We start from the raw sequence: 17,940 nt of genomic DNA on the forward strand, positions 1-17,940 counted from the left end.
AGGACTTTCGTGAAACTGAAAGCACTGGCGCTGGCCGCCGTAATGAGCACGGGCGTAATGTCAGCGATGGTACAAGCGGGTGAAGTCCCGAATGGCCCGCATGTCGTGACCTCAGGTCAGGCAAGCGTTGATGCCCGTCCGGATATCGCGACACTCTCCATCGTGGTGAATGTTTCTTCGAAAGATGCGGCAGATGCGAAAAAACAAGCTGATGACCGCGTGGCGCAATATTTCGATTTCCTGCAAAAGAACGGTATCGAAAAGAAAGATATTGATGCGGCAAACCTGAGCACGCAACCCGAGTATGACTACACCAAAGAAGGGAAGTCCGTACTGAAAGGTTATCGTGCGGTGCGTCAGGTGCAGGTGACCTTGCGTCAGCTGGATAAACTGAATGAGTTGCTGGACGGCGCGCTGAAATCCGGCCTGAATGAAATCCGTTCAGTAGAGCTGGGTGTAGCGAATGCCGATGCCTATAAAGATCAGGCACGCAAAGCGGCGATTGCTAACGCCACTCAGCAGGCCGGTGCGCTGGCAGAAGGCTTTAATGCGAAATTAGGCCCGGTATACAGCATCCGCTATCACGTGGCGAACTATCAGCCAATGCCAATGGCGCGCATGTACAAAGCGGCTGCTGCCCCTGCGGATACCACCGCGCAGCAGACCTATGAGCAGCAGAGCATTCACTTTGACGATCAGGTCGATGTCGTGTTCGAGATTAAGCCGAATACAGCTCAGTAATCTGATGTGTTGAATCATAGCGGCGTGATTTATGGCGCTGAACGGCAGCAATACTGTTGTCCATTCATGCGATAAACTGCGCCGCTATGCTCATCGGTAATTGGGATTAGGCTGTCGCCGTATCCTGACGCAATACGCGATGACCGTGCGCGATTAACGCATCCGTCACGCTGCGCATTAAGCGGCTCTCTGGCGCAAATCGGTGCCAGTAAAGCATGCGACGCTGATAAAGACCCGGCGTCAAATCCACCAAATCCCCTTGTGCCAGTTCACGCTCAATCTGTAAGTGCGGAATCATACAGCACACCGAACCCTGACGCGCCAGCTGCACGAAGGCTTCCGACGAGTTAACGATGTGGCACGGTACGCTACCCGGGGACAGATCAAAGTTCTGCTGTAAAAACGCCTGATGCATATCATCGAGATGGTCAAACGCCACCGCAGGGGCTTTCAACAAAGCCGAACGCGTGACGCCATTCGGGAAGTAGCGCGCAGCAAAATCTGGCGAGGCGCAGAACAGATAATCCAGTGCACCCAATTGATCCACCAGACAGCTTGGCAGCGGCTGCGGTTGAATACTGACAGCACCAACCACTTCACCACGACGCAGGCGTTCCTGAGTGCGGGTTTCATCTTCGACCTGCAGATTCAGGCGCACCGGTGAATCGGCCAGCACATCTTTCAGCGCAGGAAGCAGCCAGGTCGCCAGACTGTCGGCGTTGACCGCCAGTGACAGCAGCAATGGCGTGGTGCCGCCGTTGTCATCACCCAGCCACTCTTCTTCCAGCAACTCGACTTGATGTAACAGTGCCAGCAGTTTTTGTCCTTGTTCGGTCGGACGCGGCGGCACGGTACGCACCAGCAGCGGCTGACCAAATAAATTTTCCAGCTGTTTAATGCGCTGTGACACCGCAGACTGCGTGATGCAGAGTTTTTGGGCCGCACGCTCAAAACCGCGCTCGCGAATCACAGCATCCAGCGCCTGAAGCGTTCGATAATCCGGGCGTTTCATTGTTGTTCTCTCTCGTTCAGGATGGAAAGTACTATGCCACAAAACTGTCATATTGTGCTGCGGCGGATTTTTGCGGGCTGGCTTCCAAAGGCTTAAATCGATGCGTTAACAGCCGCGCATTTTCACGACGCCTTGTTTTATACTACGCGCACTTCGATGTCGCACAGGTTTTAAACATACCATGACCCAGGATGAACTGAAAAAAGCGGTTGGTTGGGCAGCACTGCAATACGTGCAACCCGGCACCATTGTTGGCGTTGGCACCGGTTCAACAGCGGCGCATTTTATTGATGCGCTCGGCACCATGAAAGATCAAATTGAAGGCGCGGTCTCCAGTTCGGAAGCCTCGACGGAAAAACTCAAAGCCCTGGGGATTCCGGTTTTTGATTTGAATAATGTGGATGAGCTGTCGGTGTACGTTGACGGCGCGGACGAAATCAATCCACAGATGCAGATGATCAAAGGCGGCGGCGCAGCGCTGACGCGTGAGAAAATTGTCGCAGCGGTGGCGAAGAAGTTCATCTGCATTGCAGATGCCTCCAAAGAGGTGGATATCCTGGGTAACTTCCCGCTGCCGGTGGAAGTGATTCCGATGGCGCGTGCATTTGTCGCGCGTGAACTGGTGAAGCTGGGGGGCCAGCCGGAGTATCGTCAGAACGTGGTGACCGACAACGGCAACATTATTCTCGACGTGCATAATCTGCGTATTCTCGACCCGATTGCATTGGAAAAAACCATCAATGCACTGCCGGGCGTGGTCACCGTGGGCTTGTTTGCTGCGCGTGGTGCTGATGTGGCGTTGATCGGCACGGCAGAGGGTGTGAAAACCATCACTTATTGATCTGATAGCGTACTCACCGGCGCGAGTGCTGCGCCGGTTATTTCCATCTGCAAAACATCTTTTCTTGCTGGGGTGAAATTTGGTGACTTATGTCACAAAAGATTCATCAACAGCAGGTTCGTACTTCGGCGCACTCGCATCCCACGATTTTGTACGGCTTTGTGCTGCCTCAACGTGGGCGCGTGCTGGCGGTCAGGCAATCGTTTGTATTGCCGCGCTCGAAATTTTTGATATTTTGGCAGAAGGCTACCTTATGGTAGTCCTCGTTGAATTCTGAATAGGGTCGGGAAATGGCAAAGGTATCACTGGAAAAAGACAAGATTAAGTTCCTGCTGGTGGAAGGCGTTCACCAGAGTGCACTGGATAATCTGCGTGCTGCGGGTTACACCAACATCGAATTCCACATAGGGGCACTGGATGCGGAGTCGCTGAAGTCCTCCATCCGCGATGCGCACTTCATTGGTATCCGTTCCCGTACCCAACTGACTGAAGAGATCTTTGCGGCGGCTGAGAAGCTGGTCGCAGTGGGCTGTTTCTGTATCGGTACTAACCAGGTTGACCTGAATGCGGCCGCAAAACGCGGTGTGCCGGTCTTCAATGCGCCATTCTCTAACACCCGTTCAGTGGCTGAGCTGGTGATTGGTGAAATGCTGCTGATGCTGCGCGGGATCCCTGAAGCGAACGCCAAAGCTCATCGTGGTATCTGGAACAAAGTGGCTAACGGCTCGTTCGAAGCGCGCGGTAAGAAACTGGGCATCATTGGCTACGGCCATATCGGTATGCAGCTGGGCGTACTGGCAGAAGGCCTGGGCATGCACGTGTTCTTCTACGATATCGAAACCAAACTGCCGCTGGGTAATGCGACACAGGTTCGCCACCTGTCCGATTTGCTGAATATGAGCGACGTGGTCAGCCTGCACGTACCAGAAAATGCTTCAACGCAAAACATGATTGGCGCTGAAGAGCTGGCGCTGATGAAGCCGGGCGCACTGTTGATCAACGCCGCACGCGGCACCGTGATTGATATTCCAGCCCTGTGCAACGCCCTGGCGAATAAGCATCTGTCCGGCGCGGCCATCGACGTCTTCCCGGTTGAACCAGCGACCAACAGCGATCCGTTCAACTCACCGCTGTGCGAGTTTGATAACGTGATCCTGACGCCACATATCGGGGGCTCGACTCAGGAAGCGCAGGAAAACATCGGCCTGGAAGTGTCGGGCAAGCTGGCGAAATACTCTGACAACGGTTCTACGCTGTCTGCGGTTAACTTCCCGGAAGTGTCTCTGCCGATGCACGCTGCTAGCGTCAGCCGCCTGCTGCACATCCATGAGAACCGTCCTGGCGTGCTGACCGCGATTAACCAGATCTTTGCCGAGCAGGGCATCAACATCGCCGCTCAGTATCTGCAGACCTCGCCGGTAATGGGTTATGTGGTTATCGATATCGATGCAGAAGAAGATGTGGCGGAAAAAGCGCTGCAGCTGATGAAAGCGATTCCGGGCACCATTCGCGCCCGTCTGCTGTACTGATGATTCAGGGCACCATGCGTGCCCGTTCATCTTGCTGATTGCTCAGGGCGCCACATCGTTTGGCGCCCTTTGTTTTATCGTTCGGCGCTATCCCACTGCCACAGCTTTGACGGCGTCAAAATAGCAGGCAAGGGGACATCCCATGCCGCGACTGGCAATGCCTCAACACGCTGGCAATCGTGCGCAATGCCCATCGGTAAAAAGCCATGCTGCTGCCAGTGCTGCAGGGTGCGATCGTAAAAACCTCCCCCCATGCCCAATCGCTGCCCCTGGTGGTCAAATGCCACTAATGGCACCAGCATCACATCCAACTGATCGAGTGTGGCCATCTGCGTGATATCCAGCGGCGGTTCCGGGATGCGCAATTTGTTCGGGGTCAGTGAGGTCTCAGGTGTATAACGCAGGAACAGTAGATGGCCGGGAGCGAAAGGATGCAGTACCGGCAAATAAACCTGCTTTTTCTGCTGCCACAGCTTGGCAATCAGCGGGCGGGTGTTGATTTCGCCATCGACAGATAAAAACAGCGCGATGCGTTGGGCATTAGCGATAGGCGCAAAGTTGATAGCGTGCTCGGCGAGCAGATCGGCAGCTTGTTCCTGCTGTTCAGGCGTAAGGTTGCGACGCAGATGGCGCACATGCTGACGAATGTCCTGGCGATCAAGTAGGGAAGGTGCGGTCATGATGCCCCCCGGCAGAGTCGGCTATTTGGCCAACTATATCATGCGAAGCGGGAGATTCGCGTCATACTTCAGGTACAGGGGGGTTAACTGCGCTCATGCACCCCAATCACTCAATTTGTTAAGCTGATTGGGATTCATTTGCTTGCCGCCTTGATGAAACATGAGTCTCTGGCGAAGGGGACGAAAGAGGAGATCTCCGAGATGCCGCCGCAGGCTGTAACCCTTGAACCCTTGGTTCAAGGTGAATATGCCGTCGCAACCATCAGGCTTCTCGGACGGACCGAGCATGCTCACAGGTTACGGAGCGTCACATTCTGTTGGTATGAAATATCGGCTCAGGGGACTGGCCCGCTTGCAAACATCTCAGAGAAAATTGACTTCACCGTCACTCTAACACGAGTACCATGAAGTGTTATTCGAATTTAGGTCCCTGGCGATCAGTTATGCGACCTTGCTCAACTAATGCTTGTTCAATGGTCTGCTGCAGCATGCGGATACGTTGTTCCATGTTTGCTGCATAGTCGCGCGTCTTGCCTTTTTCCTGTGCCAGCTCGTGGCAGATATTTAAGGCGGCGATGAACACCAGTTGCTCTGTATTGGTGACTCTAGTGCGAACTTTTAAATCTTGCAACCGTTGATTGAGATCCTCAGCAGCCAGATTCAGCGCATCTTGCTGTTCGGGAGGACAATTTACTCTCAATGAACGACCAAAAATCTGAATATCTACCGGTTGTGCAGACATGCCACCATCCTGACTGATTACTCTGTTCGCATCTCCCTTACCTGTCAATGGGTTGGGAGGTGCGCAACTATATAGAGCCGCGATATAAGTTACAACCCCTTTTCTGGAAACCCTGAGGCACCTGGTGGTAGCATAACACGAACTTATTCTGCCAACGACGACCAAAGCCTATGTCTTTACAGAACGAAACTCCTGGTTACAACGCGCTAGCCGCAGCCCTTTCTCAGCAGGGCGTGGGCATGACGCCAGCCGAAATGCACGGATTGCTGTCCGGCATTTTGTGTGGTGGCAACAAAGACACCCGCTGGAAAACCATGGTCCATGACCTCACCAACGAAGGCATGGCGTTTTCACAAAGCCTGTCACAGCCGCTGCAGGCGCTGCATGAAAATCTGAGCAATACGCTGGAAGACGAGGGTTTCATGTTCCAGCTGATGCTGCCGGAAGATGATGATATCACCGTCTTCGATCGCGCGGATGCGCTCGCGGGCTGGGTCAATCATTTCCTGCTCGGCTTAGGCGTTACGCAGCCGAAGCTGGATAAAGTCACTGGCGAAACCGGCGAAGCGATTGATGATTTGCGCACCATCGCGCAGCTCGGTTACGACGAAGATGAAGATCAGGAAGAGCTGGAGCAGTCGCTGGAAGAAGTGATTGAGTATGTGCGCGTGGCGGCCTTGCTTTGCCATGACACATTCACTCGTCAGCACACACCAACTGCGCCGGAAGTGCAAAAGCCAACGTTACACTAAGTGCGTGATTGCGGGCGCGTGGTGCCCGTTTCAACAGGGAGTGCAAACATGATTACACTGGATACTTTCCAGCAACGTCGTCAGGCGCTGATTGCCCGTATGGCACCTGGCAGCGCCGCTTTGATTTTCGCTGCACCTGAAGTGACCCGCAGCAACGACACGGAATACAACTTCCGCCAAAACAGCGACTTCTGGTATTTCACCGGGTTCAATGAACCGCAGGCGCTGCTAGTGCTGATCAAAAGTGATGACAAGCATAACCACAGCGTGCTGTTCAATCGTGTTCGCGACCTTACCGCTGAGATCTGGTTTGGCCGCCGTCTCGGGCAAGATGCCGCACCCGCTAAGCTTGGCGTTGACCGCGCTTTACCGTGGGATGACATCGGTGAGCAATTGCATCAGCTGCTCAACGGGCTTGATGTGGTGTATCACGCTCAGGGTGAGTACGCAGAAGCTGACCAACGGGTGTTCAGCGCGTTGGAAAAACTGCGTCGCGGCTTCCGTCAGAATCTCAGCGCGCCTGCCACTGTCACCGACTGGCGTCCGTGGGTGCACGATATGCGCCTGTTCAAAAGCGAAGCTGAGATTGAAATCCTGCGCCGTGCGGGAAAAATCAGTGCGCTGGCGCATACTCGTGCGATGCAAGCCTGCCGTCCGGGGATGTTTGAGTATCAGCTCGAAGGCGAAATTCACCATGAATTCAATCGCCACGGCGCACGTTTCCCTTCTTACAACACCATTGTGGGATCGGGTGAGAACGGCTGCATCCTGCATTACACCGAAAACGAAAGTGAAATGCGCGATGGTGATTTGGTGCTGATTGATGCGGGTTGTGAATTCCAGGGTTATGCCGGGGACATCACCCGCACCTTCCCGGTTAATGGCAAATTCACGCAACCTCAGCGCGAGATTTACGACATCGTGCTGGCCTCGCTGTACAAAGCGCTGTCGATGTTCCGCCCTGGCATCAGCATCCACGACGTCAATGACGAAGTGGTGCACATCATGATCACCGGTCTGGTCGATCTCGGTATTCTGGAAGGCAATATCGATACGCTGTTCGAAGAGCAGGCGCACCGCCCGTTCTTCATGCACGGCTTGAGTCACTGGCTGGGGCTGGATGTGCATGACGTCGGCCATTACGGTACACCAAGCCGTGACCGCATTCTCGAACCGGGCATGGTGCTGACCATTGAACCTGGCCTGTACATTGCGCCGGATGCGAAAGTCCCACCGCAGTATCGCGGTATCGGTATCCGTATCGAAGATGACATCGTGATCACCGCTGACGGCAACGAAAACCTGACCGACAGCGTCGTGAAAGATGCTGATGCGATTGAAGCCTTGATGGCAGCGGCACGCCACGCATGAGCATTTTGATTGCAGGCGGCGGCATGACGGGTGCAACCCTGGCGCTGGCGATTTCGCATCTGACGCAGGGCCAACTGCCCGTCACGCTGGTCGAGCGCAGTCTGCCGGATAGCCGCAAACATCCTGGCTTTGATGGCCGGGCGATTGCGTTAGCGGCGGGCACCTGTCAGCAACTGGCGGATATCGATGTGTGGCGCTCGCTCGCAGATTGCGGTACGCCGATCACGGATATCCACGTCTCCGACCGTGGCCACACCGGCTTTGTGCAGCTAAAGGCGGAGGATTACCAGGTCCCGGCGCTGGGGCAGGTGGTTGAGCTGTTTGATGTGGGCCAGCGCCTGTTTCAGCGTCTGAAAAGTGCGCCAGGTGTAACGCTGCGCTGTCCGGATTACGTCACGGCGGTGGAGCGCACAGCAGAGTCGGTCACCGTGACCCTCAACAGCGGCGAGCGGTTAGAGGGCGCGTTGCTGGTGGCTGCCGATGGCTCACGTTCGTCACTCGCGGCGTCCTGTGGCATCACCTGGCAGCGGGACGATTACCAGCAGCTGGCGGTGATCGCCAACATCACCACGCAGCAACCGCATCAGGGGCGTGCTTTTGAACGCTTCACCGAGCACGGTCCGCTGGCGCTGTTACCGATGTCTGGCAATCGCATGTCGCTGGTGTGGTGCCATCCCGTCGAGGCAGAAGCGATAGTTAAACAGTGGGATGATGCGACCTTCCTGCACGAGCTTCAAAAAGCGTTTGGCTGGCGCTTAGGGCGTTTCACCCATGCCGGCCAGCGCGAAGTGTATCCGCTGGGGCTGCAAACCGCAGAGCGTCAGGTGGCGCATCGCCTGGCGTTGATGGGCAACGCGGCGCAAACGCTGCATCCTATTGCGGGCCAGGGTTTTAACCTGGGCCTGCGCGATGTGATGTCGCTGGCGGAAACGCTGGCAGGCGCGCATCGTCAGCAGCAGGATGTTGGCAGCTATGGCGTTTTGCAGCACTTCGCTGCACGCCGTCAACCGGATCGCGCCGCGACAATCGGCGTGACCGATGGTCTGGTGCGGCTGTTTGCCAATCGTTATGCGCCCTTAGTGGCGGGAAGAAATCTTGGGCTGGTGGCAATGGACCATCTGCCATGGCTGCGAAACCCACTTGCCGCGCGCACGCTCGGCTGGGTGAAGCGTTGAGCATGAATTAAGGGGCAGCAATGCAAACTTTTGATGTGGCTATTGCCGGTGGCGGTATGGTAGGTCTGGCCGTCGCCTGCGGATTACAGGGCAGCGGCCTGCGCGTTGCCGTGCTGGAGAAAGCACCTGAGCCACAATTTGATCCAGCGAGCGCCGCATCGATTCGCGTCTCGGCGATCAACGCTGCCAGCGAACGTCTGCTGCAAAAGCTGGATGTCTGGTCCAGCATCCTGGCGTTGCGCGCCAGTGCCTATCACGGCATGGAAGTGTGGGATCAAGACAGCTTTGGTTCCATCAGCTTTGATGATGAGCAGCAAGGCTTATCCCATCTCGGCCATATTATTGAAAACGAAGTGATTCACAGCGCACTGTGGCAGCGCGCCAGTCAGTGCAGCGATATCACCTTATTTGCCCCTGCGCAGTTGCAGCAGGTGGCCTTTGGCGACAACGAAGCCTTTGTCACTTTGCAGGACGGCAGCATGATGAGTGCGCGCCTGCTGATTGCCGCTGATGGCGCAAACTCCTGGCTGCGCGACAAAGCTGATATCCCGATTACCTTCTGGGATTACGATCATCACGCGCTGGTCGCCAATATCCGCACCGATATGCCGCACGATGCGATTGCGCGTCAGGTGTTCCATGGCGACGGCATTCTGGCGTTCCTGCCCATGCAAGACCCGCACCTGTGCTCTATCGTCTGGTCGCTCTCACCGCAGGAAGCGGCCCGCGTGCAGTCGATGCCAGAAGCGTTATTCAACCAGCATTTGTCGGTCGCCTTCGATATGCGCCTCGGCTTGTGCCATGTTGAAAGCGAGCGCAAAACCTTCCCACTGATGGCGCGCTATGCCCGTAACTTTGCCGCGCACCGACTGGCACTGGTGGGCGATGCCGCGCACACCATTCATCCGCTGGCCGGACAGGGCGTTAATCTTGGCTTCATGGATGCCGCAGAACTGATCGGTGAAATTCGTCGCCTGCATCAGGAAGGCAAAGATATCGGACAGCACCTGTATCTGCGTCGTTATGAGCGCAGCCGCAAGCACAGTGCAGCAATGATGCTGGCGGGTATGCAGGGATTCCGTGAGCTGTTTGCCGGCACCCATCCGGCGAAAAAACTGCTGCGGGATGTGGGATTGAAACTGGCTGACACATTGCCGGGCGTCAAACCGATGATGCTGAAGCAGGCCATGGGGCTAAATGATATGCCCAGTTGGATTCGTTAAATTCTCTTTAAATGGCGCCGATTCAGGCGCCATTTTTTTGCATGAATCACTGTCTCGTCATACCAAAAGCCGCTCCTAAAGTGACAGTTACGTCTGCACTGGGACGTTGCAGGCTGTGTTTGGACAAGCGCAATTTAATTAGCTTTTTCACCCTATGCACTGCTCTGGTGCGCCTCTGCACTCAAATTGCGCCTCGTTTGATTTATTCTAATTTTACTCGCCAATTCGCATTACTTTAACTAATGAAGGTGTCGCGGGGTCGCCGGACCTATTTCCCGTACTGAGGCGTGTGTTCCATTATCAGGCTGTGTTTATCGTTATTAATTGTATTTTATGCGCGGTTAATCACAAAAATGCAGTGAATTGTGCTGCTGTGGGTTTGGTGCGTGCTGAAGGGGGGTACTGTTTCGCCCTCGTTTTCCTTATGGTTAATCGCCGCATTCGGTGGTAACTTCAGCACAAAGAGAACGTTTGCGTCAGCCTGTACAGGCGGCGCAGGCGCGTCACACTCACTTGTTTTCACAGGATGGTTATGACTCAGCAAACGCCTCTATTCGAACAGCATCAGGCATGCGGTGCGCGCATGGTGGACTTCCATGGCTGGATGATGCCACTGCATTACGGCTCGCAAATGGATGAGCATCATGTGGTGCGCAACGATGCCGGTATGTTTGATGTTTCCCACATGACCATCGTCGATCTGCACGGTGTCCGCACCCGTGAATTCCTGCGTTATCTGCTGGCCAACGATGTCGCCAAACTGACGCAACCCGGCAAAGCCCTCTACACCGGCATGCTGAATGCTTCGGCTGGCGTCATTGATGATTTGATTGTTTACTTTATGACCGAAGACTTTTTCCGCTTAGTGGTGAACTCCGCGACGCGTGAGAAGGATTTGGCGTGGATCAAACAGCACGCTCAGCCGTTTGGTGTCGAACTCACCGAGCGTGACGACCTGGCGCTGATTGCCGTACAAGGCCCGCAAGCGCAGCAGAAAGCACAGACGTTGTTTACTGCGGCGCAGCGTGAAGCGGTGGCAGGTATGAAACCGTTCTTTGGTGTGCAAAGCGAAAGCCTGTTCATCGCCACCACCGGTTATACCGGTGAAGCCGGTTATGAAATTGCGATGCCGAACAGTGAAGCGGCCGATTTCTGGCAGAAACTGCTGGCAGCAGACGTCAAACCGGCTGGCCTGGGTGCGCGTGACACGCTGCGCCTGGAAGCAGGGATGAATCTCTACGGTCAGGAAATGGATGAAGGTGTTTCACCGCTGGCGGCCAATATGGGTTGGACGGTGAGCTGGGAACCTGCCGATCGCGATTTCATCGGTCGCGAGGCGCTAGAAGCGCAACGTGAACATGGCACTGAAAAGCTGGTGGGTTTGATCATGACCGAAAAAGGGGTGCTACGAAACGGCTTGCCGGTGCGTTTCACCGATGAACAAGGTCAGCCACAGCAGGGTATTATTACCAGTGGTTCCTTCTCCCCGACGCTGGGTTACAGCATCGCGCTGGCACGTGTGCCAGCGGGCATTGGTGAGCAAGCGATTGTAGAGATCCGCAATCGTGAAATGCCGGTGAAAGTCACCAAACCGATTTTTGTTCGCGCCGGCAAGCCGGTCGCTCAGTAATTTTTCAGGAGAAATGGCGATGAGCAATGTGCCTAATGAATTGAAATACCGCGATAGTCACGAGTGGGTGCGTAAAGAAGCCGATGGCACCTTCACCGTGGGTATCACCGAACACGCGCAGGAACTGCTGGGCGATATGGTGTTTGTGGATCTGCCTGATGTGGGCGCCACTTTCGCTGCCGGTGATGACTGTGCCGTCGCGGAGTCGGTGAAAGCCGCCTCAGACATCTATGCCCCACTGAGCGGTGAAATCGTTGCCGTGAACGAAGAGCTGGCCGACGCACCGGAGCTGGTCAACAGCGAACCGTACGCCGCAGGCTGGTTATTCCGTATTAAAGCCAGCGACGTTTCAGAACTTGATTCGATGCTCGACGCCGATGCCTATAAAGGCGCTATCGACGAGTAACCGGTAGTCATCGGAGGTGCTGCATTGCAGCGCCTTCTTTTTTATCTGCCTGATTTAATGCCATTTTTGTAACCCAGCCCGATTCAGGATTTACTGCAAATGACCCAGACTCTCAGCCAGCTTGAACACAACGGTGCCTTCATTGAGCGCCATATCGGTCCTACACCCGCGCAGCAGGCCACCATGCTGGAAGCGATTGGTGCCAGCTCTCTGGAATCACTGATCAGCGCCATCGTGCCTGCCGACATCCAATTGCCAGGCCCGCCTGCGGTCGGTGATGCCGCGACCGAACAGCAAGCGCTGGCAGAGCTGAAAGCCATTGCCAGTCAGAACCAAATCTACAAATCCTGGATCGGCATGGGCTACAGTGCCGTGATCACCCCACCGGTTATCCTGCGAAACATGCTGGAAAACCCGGGTTGGTACACCGCGTACACCCCGTATCAGCCAGAAGTTTCGCAGGGCCGCCTTGAAGCGCTGCTGAACTTCCAGACCCTGACGCTGGACTTAACCGGTCTGGATATCGCCTCTGCTTCACTGCTCGATGAAGCCACTGCTGCAGCCGAAGCGATGGCGATGGCGAAGCGCGTCAGCAAACTGAAAAATGCCGGTAAATTCTTTATCGCCGAAGACATCCATCCGCAAACCCTGGATGTGGTGCGCACGCGTGCAGAAACCTTTGGTTTTGAACTGATCATCGACAGCGCCAGCAAAGCGCTGGATCACGACGACCTGTTTGGCGTGCTGCTGCAGCAAGTGGGCACCAGCGGTGAAGTGCATGACTACCGTGCACTGATTGCCGAGCTGAAAAGCCGCAAAGTGGTGGTGAGCGTGGCCGCCGATTTCATGGCGCTGGTGCAGTTAGAAGCACCGGGCAAGCAGGGCGCAGACATCGTTTTCGGTTCCGCTCAGCGCTTTGGTGTGCCGATGGGTTACGGCGGTCCACACGCTGCGTTCTTCGCCAGCCGCGATGAGCACAAACGTTCAATGCCGGGTCGTATCATTGGTGTTTCACGTGATGCTGCTGGCAACACTGCACTGCGTATGGCGATGCAGACCCGTGAGCAGCACATCCGTCGTGAGAAGGCCAACTCCAACATCTGTACGTCACAGGTGCTGCTGGCAAACATCGCCGGCCTGTATGCGGTTTATCATGGTCCGGCGGGCCTGAAGCGCATCGCCTCGCGCATTCATCGTCTGACCAGTATTCTGGCCGCTGGCCTGAAAAACGGTGGACTGAAGCTACGTCATAACAGCTGGTTCGACACCTTAACGGTTGAAGTCGCCGATAAAGCCGAAGTGCTGAATCGCGCGCTGAGCTTTGGCGTCAACCTGCGCAGTGACGTGCTCAACGGCGTGGGTATCACGCTGGATGAAACCACCTCACGCGAAGATGTGCAGACGCTGTTTGCCATTCTGCTGGGTGATGCGCACGGTCAGGAGATTGATGCTCTGGATACCAGCGTAGCCGCGGAAAACAGCGCTATTCCGGCAGGCATGTCACGTGAAAGCGAATTCCTGACCCATCCGGTGTTCAACCGTCATCACAGCGAAACCGAGATGATGCGTTACATGCACAGCCTGGAGAAAAAGGATCTGGCGCTGAACCAGGCGATGATCCCGCTCGGTTCGTGCACCATGAAACTTAACGCCGCTGCCGAAATGATCCCGATTACCTGGCCAGAATTCGCCGAGCTGCATCCATTCTGCCCGGCAGAACAGGCTTCAGGCTATCTGCAGATGATTGGCCAGCTGTCACAGTGGCTGGTACAGCTCACCGGTTACGATGCACTCTGCATGCAGCCAAACTCCGGTGCGCAGGGTGAATATGCTGGTCTGCTGGCGATTCGTCGTTATCACGAGAGCCGCAACGAAGGTGGACGTAATGTCTGCCTGATCCCAAGTTCTGCGCACGGTACTAACCCGGCTTCCGCACAGATGGCGGGCATGGCAGTGGTGGTGGTGGCCTGTGATAAACAAGGCAACATCGACCTCGGCGATCTGCGTGAGAAAGCCGCCCAGGTTGGCGATAAGCTGTCTTGCATCATGGTGACCTATCCTTCAACCCACGGCGTGTACGAAGAAACCATTCGTGAAGTGTGCCAGATCGTACATCAGTATGGCGGTCAGGTTTACCTGGATGGCGCCAACATGAACGCCCAGGTGGGCATCACCACGCCAGGTTACATCGGCGCAGATGTCTCGCACCTTAACCTGCATAAAACCTTCTGCATTCCGCACGGCGGTGGCGGTCCAGGCATGGGCCCAATCGGCGTGAAAGCGCATCTGGCTCCGTTTGTACCGGGTCACAGCGTGGTGCAAATTGATGGTGTGCTGACGCAGCAAGGCGCAGTCTCTGCCGCACCATTCGGTAGTGCCTCGATTCTGCCAATCAGTTGGATGTACATCCGCATGATGGGCGCGGAGGGTCTGAAGCAGGCGAGTTCGGTAGCCATTCTGAATGCCAACTACATTGCCAGCCGTCTGCAATCGGCTTATCCGATTCTGTATGCCGGTCGCGATGGCCGTGTGGCGCACGAATGTATTCTCGATATTCGTCCGCTGAAAGAGCAGACCGGCATCAGCGAGCTGGATATTGCCAAACGCTTGATCGACTATGGCTTCCACGCGCCAACCATGTCCTTCCCGGTGGCTGGAACACTGATGGTTGAGCCAACGGAATCCGAAAGCAAAATCGAGCTGGATCGCTTTATCGATGCGATGCTCTCCATTCGCATGGAGATTGACCGCGTAGCCGACGGCGAATGGCCCGCTGACGATAACCCGCTGGTAAATGCACCTCATACTCAGATGGAGATCGTTGGCGAGTGGGCGCATCCGTACACCCGCGAACTGGCAGTGTTCCCGGCTGGCAGTGCCAACAAGTACTGGCCAACGGTTAAGCGCCTGGATGATGTGTTTGGCGACCGCAACGTGTTCTGCTCCTGTGTTCCAATGAGCGAATACCAATAATTTAGCCGTTATGCTCAGGGCCGCCGTTGTATTGGCGGCACTCATTCACCTCGCTAACGGACTTATATGGGCTTGCGGGAAGGGTGGAGCCTGCTGCCTTGTGCAACTCAAATTATTTTGGCTAAACACATTTTGATCCCTAATCTAAGGGCCGAGAAATCGGCCCTTTTTCTATTTGGAGGCAACATGGATTTGGCATTAGTCACCGGCGGTAGCCGTGGCATTGGACGCGCAACAGCCTTGATGCTGGCGCAGGCGGGTTATCGTGTTGCGGTTAACTATCGTAAGCGCGCCACTGAAGCTCAGCAGGTCGTGACTGAGATCGAAGCACAGGGCGGCAGCGCCTTTGCCGTGCAGGCGGATATCGCCGATGAAGCTCAGGTCGTGCGCATGTTCCAACAGCTTGATCAGCAGCCAGGCAACCTGCGCGTGCTGGTCAATAATGCCGGGATTTTGTTTACGCAGTGCCGCGTAGAAGATCTCGATGCTGAACGTATTCAGCGCGTGTTCGCCACCAACGTTACGGGCACCTTTATCTGCTGTCGTGAAGCGGTGAAGCGCATGAGCACCGCACACGGCGGTCAGGGCGGTTCGATCATCAATGTCTCCTCAGCGGCAGCGCGTCTCGGTGCGCCGGGCGAGTATGTTGATTACGCGGCGTCAAAAGGGGCCATGGATACGCTGACCAAAGGCTTATCACTGGAAGTGGCGGCGCAGGGTATTCGCGTCAATAGCGTGCGGCCGGGCTTAATCTATACCGAGATGCACGCGGATGGGGGGGAACCAGGCAGAGTTGATCGTGTTGCCAGCTCACTGCCAATGCAGCGCGGGGGGCAGGCTGAAGAGATCGCCGCCGCGATTATCTGGCTGGCAAGCGATGCCGCTTCTTACGTCACCGGCACCTTTATTGATGCGGCAGGTGGCCGCTAATCTTCTGATTGACTATCCGACTGTAAGGCAGCGTGATCAACGGCGCTGCCATCGGCCATTTGTCACACGCCTGTCATAGAATTATTTTAGCGTACATGTGTACTCTGAAATTTTTCCCGGTTACCCTGATGTTGATAAAAAACACAGTTCTTAACCCTCTTTCCAGGATGTTAGCGCATGGCACAGAATCGTATACTTGCTCAGGGCTACTCGCTAGCCGAAGAGATCGCCAACAGCATTAGCCACGGAATTGGCTGCATATTCGGCATTGTTGGATTGGTGTTGCTGCTAACACAAGCGGTTGAAATGCGAGCCGACACCATCGCGATTACCAGCTACAGCCTGTATGGCGGCAGCATGATTTTGCTGTTCCTCGCCTCAACGCTCTATCACGCCATTCCACATCAGAAAGCGAAATATTGGCTGAAGAAATTTGACCACTGCGCCATCTATTTACTGATCGCGGGCACTTATACCCCTTTCCTGCTGGTGGGACTGAAATCACCGCTGGCGCAAGGGTTGATGGTGGTGATCTGGAGTCTGGCGCTGGCAGGCATCATCTTCAAACTGACCATTGCGCACCGTTTCAAAGTACTGTCACTGATCACTTATCTCAGCATGGGCTGGCTGTCGCTGGTGGTGATTTATCAGCTGGCGACCAGGCTGTCAGCCGGTGGCGTATGGCTGCTGGCTGCGGGTGGGATTGTCTACTCGCTAGGGGTGATTTTCTATGTCTCGCGGCGTATTCCTTACAACCACGCTATCTGGCACGGCTTTGTGCTGGGTGGCAGCGTGTTGCACTTCTGCGCGATCTATTTTTATGTCGCCTGAGCTTACTGAGCGGTTGATATAAAAAGTGCCACCACCGGGTGTAACTTTCGACAAAGTCGCCATAAATGGCGACCTTACGGGGAAACATGCGGGGTTACTTAAGGTGCGCATTCATGCGCACCTGGAATGCAAATCAATCGACCAATGAATACGGCAGTGGCTGAATCGTCAGTTTCCCGCCTTCATCACCTTCCACGCGCAGCACACTGTCCGGCTCCAGGTCGTTGTTCATCACCACCTGCACCCACACGCTACCGTCATCCAGCTGCACACTGCTCAATACGGTGCCGGTACGACGCCATTTGTCGCCCATTTGCAGCTCCATCGATCCGTCAGCCTGCGGTACTTTGCTGGCGCTGCCCGCCAGCCAGTAAAGCGCACGCTTGTTGGCCCCGCGGAATTTAGCTCGCGCCACCATCTCCTGACCGGTGTAACAGCCTTTCTTAAAGCTAATCGCATCCAGCGCCTGCAGGTTGGTTGCCTGCGGAATCAACTGCGCGCTGGTGGCGGTTTCAATCACCGGAATGCCCGCTTCAATATCCAGCGCCAGCCACTGCGTGCTGTCATTGAACTGTGCAGCACCGGCTAACTTCTCTTTCAACGTTTCTGCCTGAGCCAGCGTGGTCACCAGCAGGAAACGTTCGGCGGGGTGTTCAAACCACAGCAGCGTGCTCTCGCCTTGTTGTACCACCTGTGTTTCTGCATCCGGCAGGGTGGCAAACACATCAGCCAGTGCCGTGCGTGCCTGAAAACCGGCCACACCCAGCAGCACTGCATCATCATCGGCAGCGATGGTGACTTTGGCGAACACCGCATATTTCTTCAGTTCGTTAAGTTGCTGCTCACGCAGATTGCGGCGGACGATGTAGGCGTAACCTTCGCCGCGATGAAACAGACGCAGGTTACTCCACATTTTACCTTTGGCATCACAATGGGCTGCCGGACGATGCTGGGTGGCGTCCATTGCAGCAACATCTAAAGTGACCTGGCCTTGCAGATATGACGTACTGTCTTTGCCCTGCACCGACACCAGCGCCCACTCGTCGAGGGAGATCAGGGTTAATGGCAGGCGTGAGGCCGCAGCAGGCTGGCGTGGCGGAAGGG

17 protein-coding genes and 1 other RNA gene are annotated in these 17,940 nt (G+C 55.5%); 13 read left to right on the forward strand and 5 right to left on the reverse strand.

All coding sequences use genetic code 11. The annotated features are described in order from the left end of the window. Positions 1-9: 9 nt before the first annotated feature. The gene (locus H7A81_RS08580; RefSeq protein ID WP_045814671.1) at positions 10-741 is read left to right on the forward strand and encodes an oxidative stress defense protein; all 732 of its coding nucleotides are present in this window, start codon (positions 10-12) and stop codon (positions 739-741) included. Positions 742-847: 106 nt separating this feature from the next. Here the strand turns inward: H7A81_RS08580 and H7A81_RS08585 are convergent, their stop codons facing one another. Further along, complete coding sequence (locus H7A81_RS08585; protein WP_034823211.1) at positions 848-1,753, reverse strand: LysR family transcriptional regulator ArgP; 906 nt, start codon at positions 1,751-1,753, stop codon at positions 848-850. A 181-nt stretch (positions 1,754-1,934) separates the two neighbouring features. Between H7A81_RS08585 and rpiA the strand changes: the two genes are divergently transcribed. The 3 genes from rpiA (at position 1,935) to serA (ending at position 4,123) form a co-directional block, all read left to right on the forward strand. Further along, positions 1,935-2,594: a ribose-5-phosphate isomerase RpiA gene (gene rpiA, locus H7A81_RS08590; RefSeq protein WP_058961895.1), complete on the forward strand. Its 660-nt coding sequence runs from the start codon at positions 1,935-1,937 to the stop codon at positions 2,592-2,594. An 82-nt stretch (positions 2,595-2,676) separates the two neighbouring features. Further along, positions 2,677-2,871: a hypothetical protein gene (locus H7A81_RS08595; protein ID WP_155287966.1), complete on the forward strand. Its 195-nt coding sequence runs from the start codon at positions 2,677-2,679 to the stop codon at positions 2,869-2,871. Positions 2,872-2,884: 13 nt separating this feature from the next. Further along, positions 2,885-4,123, forward strand: coding sequence for a phosphoglycerate dehydrogenase (serA, locus tag H7A81_RS08600; protein ID WP_182057252.1), 1,239 nt, complete (start codon positions 2,885-2,887; stop codon positions 4,121-4,123). A gap of 74 nt (positions 4,124-4,197) precedes the next feature. Here serA and H7A81_RS08605 read toward each other — a convergent pair whose 3' ends face one another. From H7A81_RS08605 to zapA, 3 genes are all read right to left on the reverse strand, one after another. Next, the gene (locus H7A81_RS08605) at positions 4,198-4,803 is read right to left on the reverse strand and encodes a 5-formyltetrahydrofolate cyclo-ligase (RefSeq protein ID WP_097118032.1); all 606 of its coding nucleotides are present in this window, start codon (positions 4,801-4,803) and stop codon (positions 4,198-4,200) included. A 189-nt stretch (positions 4,804-4,992) separates the two neighbouring features. Further along, a non-coding RNA gene (gene ssrS, locus H7A81_RS08610) (6S RNA) lies at positions 4,993-5,176 on the reverse strand. A gap of 39 nt (positions 5,177-5,215) precedes the next feature. Continuing rightward, positions 5,216-5,545, reverse strand: a complete 330-nt coding sequence (gene zapA / locus H7A81_RS08615; RefSeq protein WP_034823204.1) for a cell division protein ZapA — start codon at positions 5,543-5,545, stop codon at positions 5,216-5,218. Positions 5,546-5,715: 170 nt separating this feature from the next. Between zapA and H7A81_RS08620 the strand changes: the two genes are divergently transcribed. The 9 genes from H7A81_RS08620 (at position 5,716) to H7A81_RS08660 (ending at position 16,836) form a co-directional block, all read left to right on the forward strand. Further along, a complete protein-coding gene (locus H7A81_RS08620; RefSeq protein ID WP_034823202.1) occupies positions 5,716-6,297 on the forward strand; it encodes a YecA family protein in 582 nt (193 codons plus the stop codon). A gap of 48 nt (positions 6,298-6,345) precedes the next feature. Next, positions 6,346-7,668, forward strand: coding sequence for a Xaa-Pro aminopeptidase (pepP, locus tag H7A81_RS08625; protein WP_182057253.1), 1,323 nt, complete (start codon positions 6,346-6,348; stop codon positions 7,666-7,668). After that, positions 7,665-8,843, forward strand: coding sequence for a 2-octaprenyl-6-methoxyphenyl hydroxylase (gene ubiH, locus H7A81_RS08630; RefSeq protein WP_182057254.1), 1,179 nt, complete (start codon positions 7,665-7,667; stop codon positions 8,841-8,843). Before pepP ends, ubiH begins: the two co-directional genes overlap by 4 nt. 20 nt (positions 8,844-8,863) lie before the next feature. Further along, a complete protein-coding gene (gene ubiI / locus H7A81_RS08635) occupies positions 8,864-10,066 on the forward strand; it encodes an FAD-dependent 2-octaprenylphenol hydroxylase (RefSeq protein WP_160833073.1) in 1,203 nt (400 codons plus the stop codon). A gap of 532 nt (positions 10,067-10,598) precedes the next feature. Continuing rightward, the gene (gcvT, locus tag H7A81_RS08640; RefSeq protein WP_182057255.1) at positions 10,599-11,696 is read left to right on the forward strand and encodes a glycine cleavage system aminomethyltransferase GcvT; all 1,098 of its coding nucleotides are present in this window, start codon (positions 10,599-10,601) and stop codon (positions 11,694-11,696) included. A 19-nt stretch (positions 11,697-11,715) separates the two neighbouring features. Beyond that, positions 11,716-12,102, forward strand: coding sequence for a glycine cleavage system protein GcvH (gene gcvH, locus H7A81_RS08645; RefSeq protein ID WP_034823193.1), 387 nt, complete (start codon positions 11,716-11,718; stop codon positions 12,100-12,102). Positions 12,103-12,201: 99 nt separating this feature from the next. Beyond that, positions 12,202-15,075: an aminomethyl-transferring glycine dehydrogenase gene (gene gcvP / locus H7A81_RS08650; protein WP_182057256.1), complete on the forward strand. Its 2,874-nt coding sequence runs from the start codon at positions 12,202-12,204 to the stop codon at positions 15,073-15,075. A 186-nt stretch (positions 15,076-15,261) separates the two neighbouring features. Then, complete coding sequence (locus tag H7A81_RS08655) at positions 15,262-16,005, forward strand: SDR family oxidoreductase (RefSeq protein WP_160868297.1); 744 nt, start codon at positions 15,262-15,264, stop codon at positions 16,003-16,005. A 177-nt stretch (positions 16,006-16,182) separates the two neighbouring features. Further along, entirely contained in the window at positions 16,183-16,836 is a 654-nt protein-coding gene (locus H7A81_RS08660; protein WP_034823189.1) for a hemolysin III family protein, read from the forward strand. 133 nt (positions 16,837-16,969) lie between these two features. Here H7A81_RS08660 and ygfZ read toward each other — a convergent pair. Further along, the coding region (gene ygfZ / locus H7A81_RS08665) for a tRNA-modifying protein YgfZ (protein WP_182057257.1) at positions 16,970-17,940 on the reverse strand (971 nt) is incomplete at its 5' end.

The organism is Pantoea sp. ME81 (assembly GCF_903970985.1).
GTDB lineage: Bacteria > Pseudomonadota > Gammaproteobacteria > Enterobacterales > Enterobacteriaceae > Pantoea > Pantoea communis.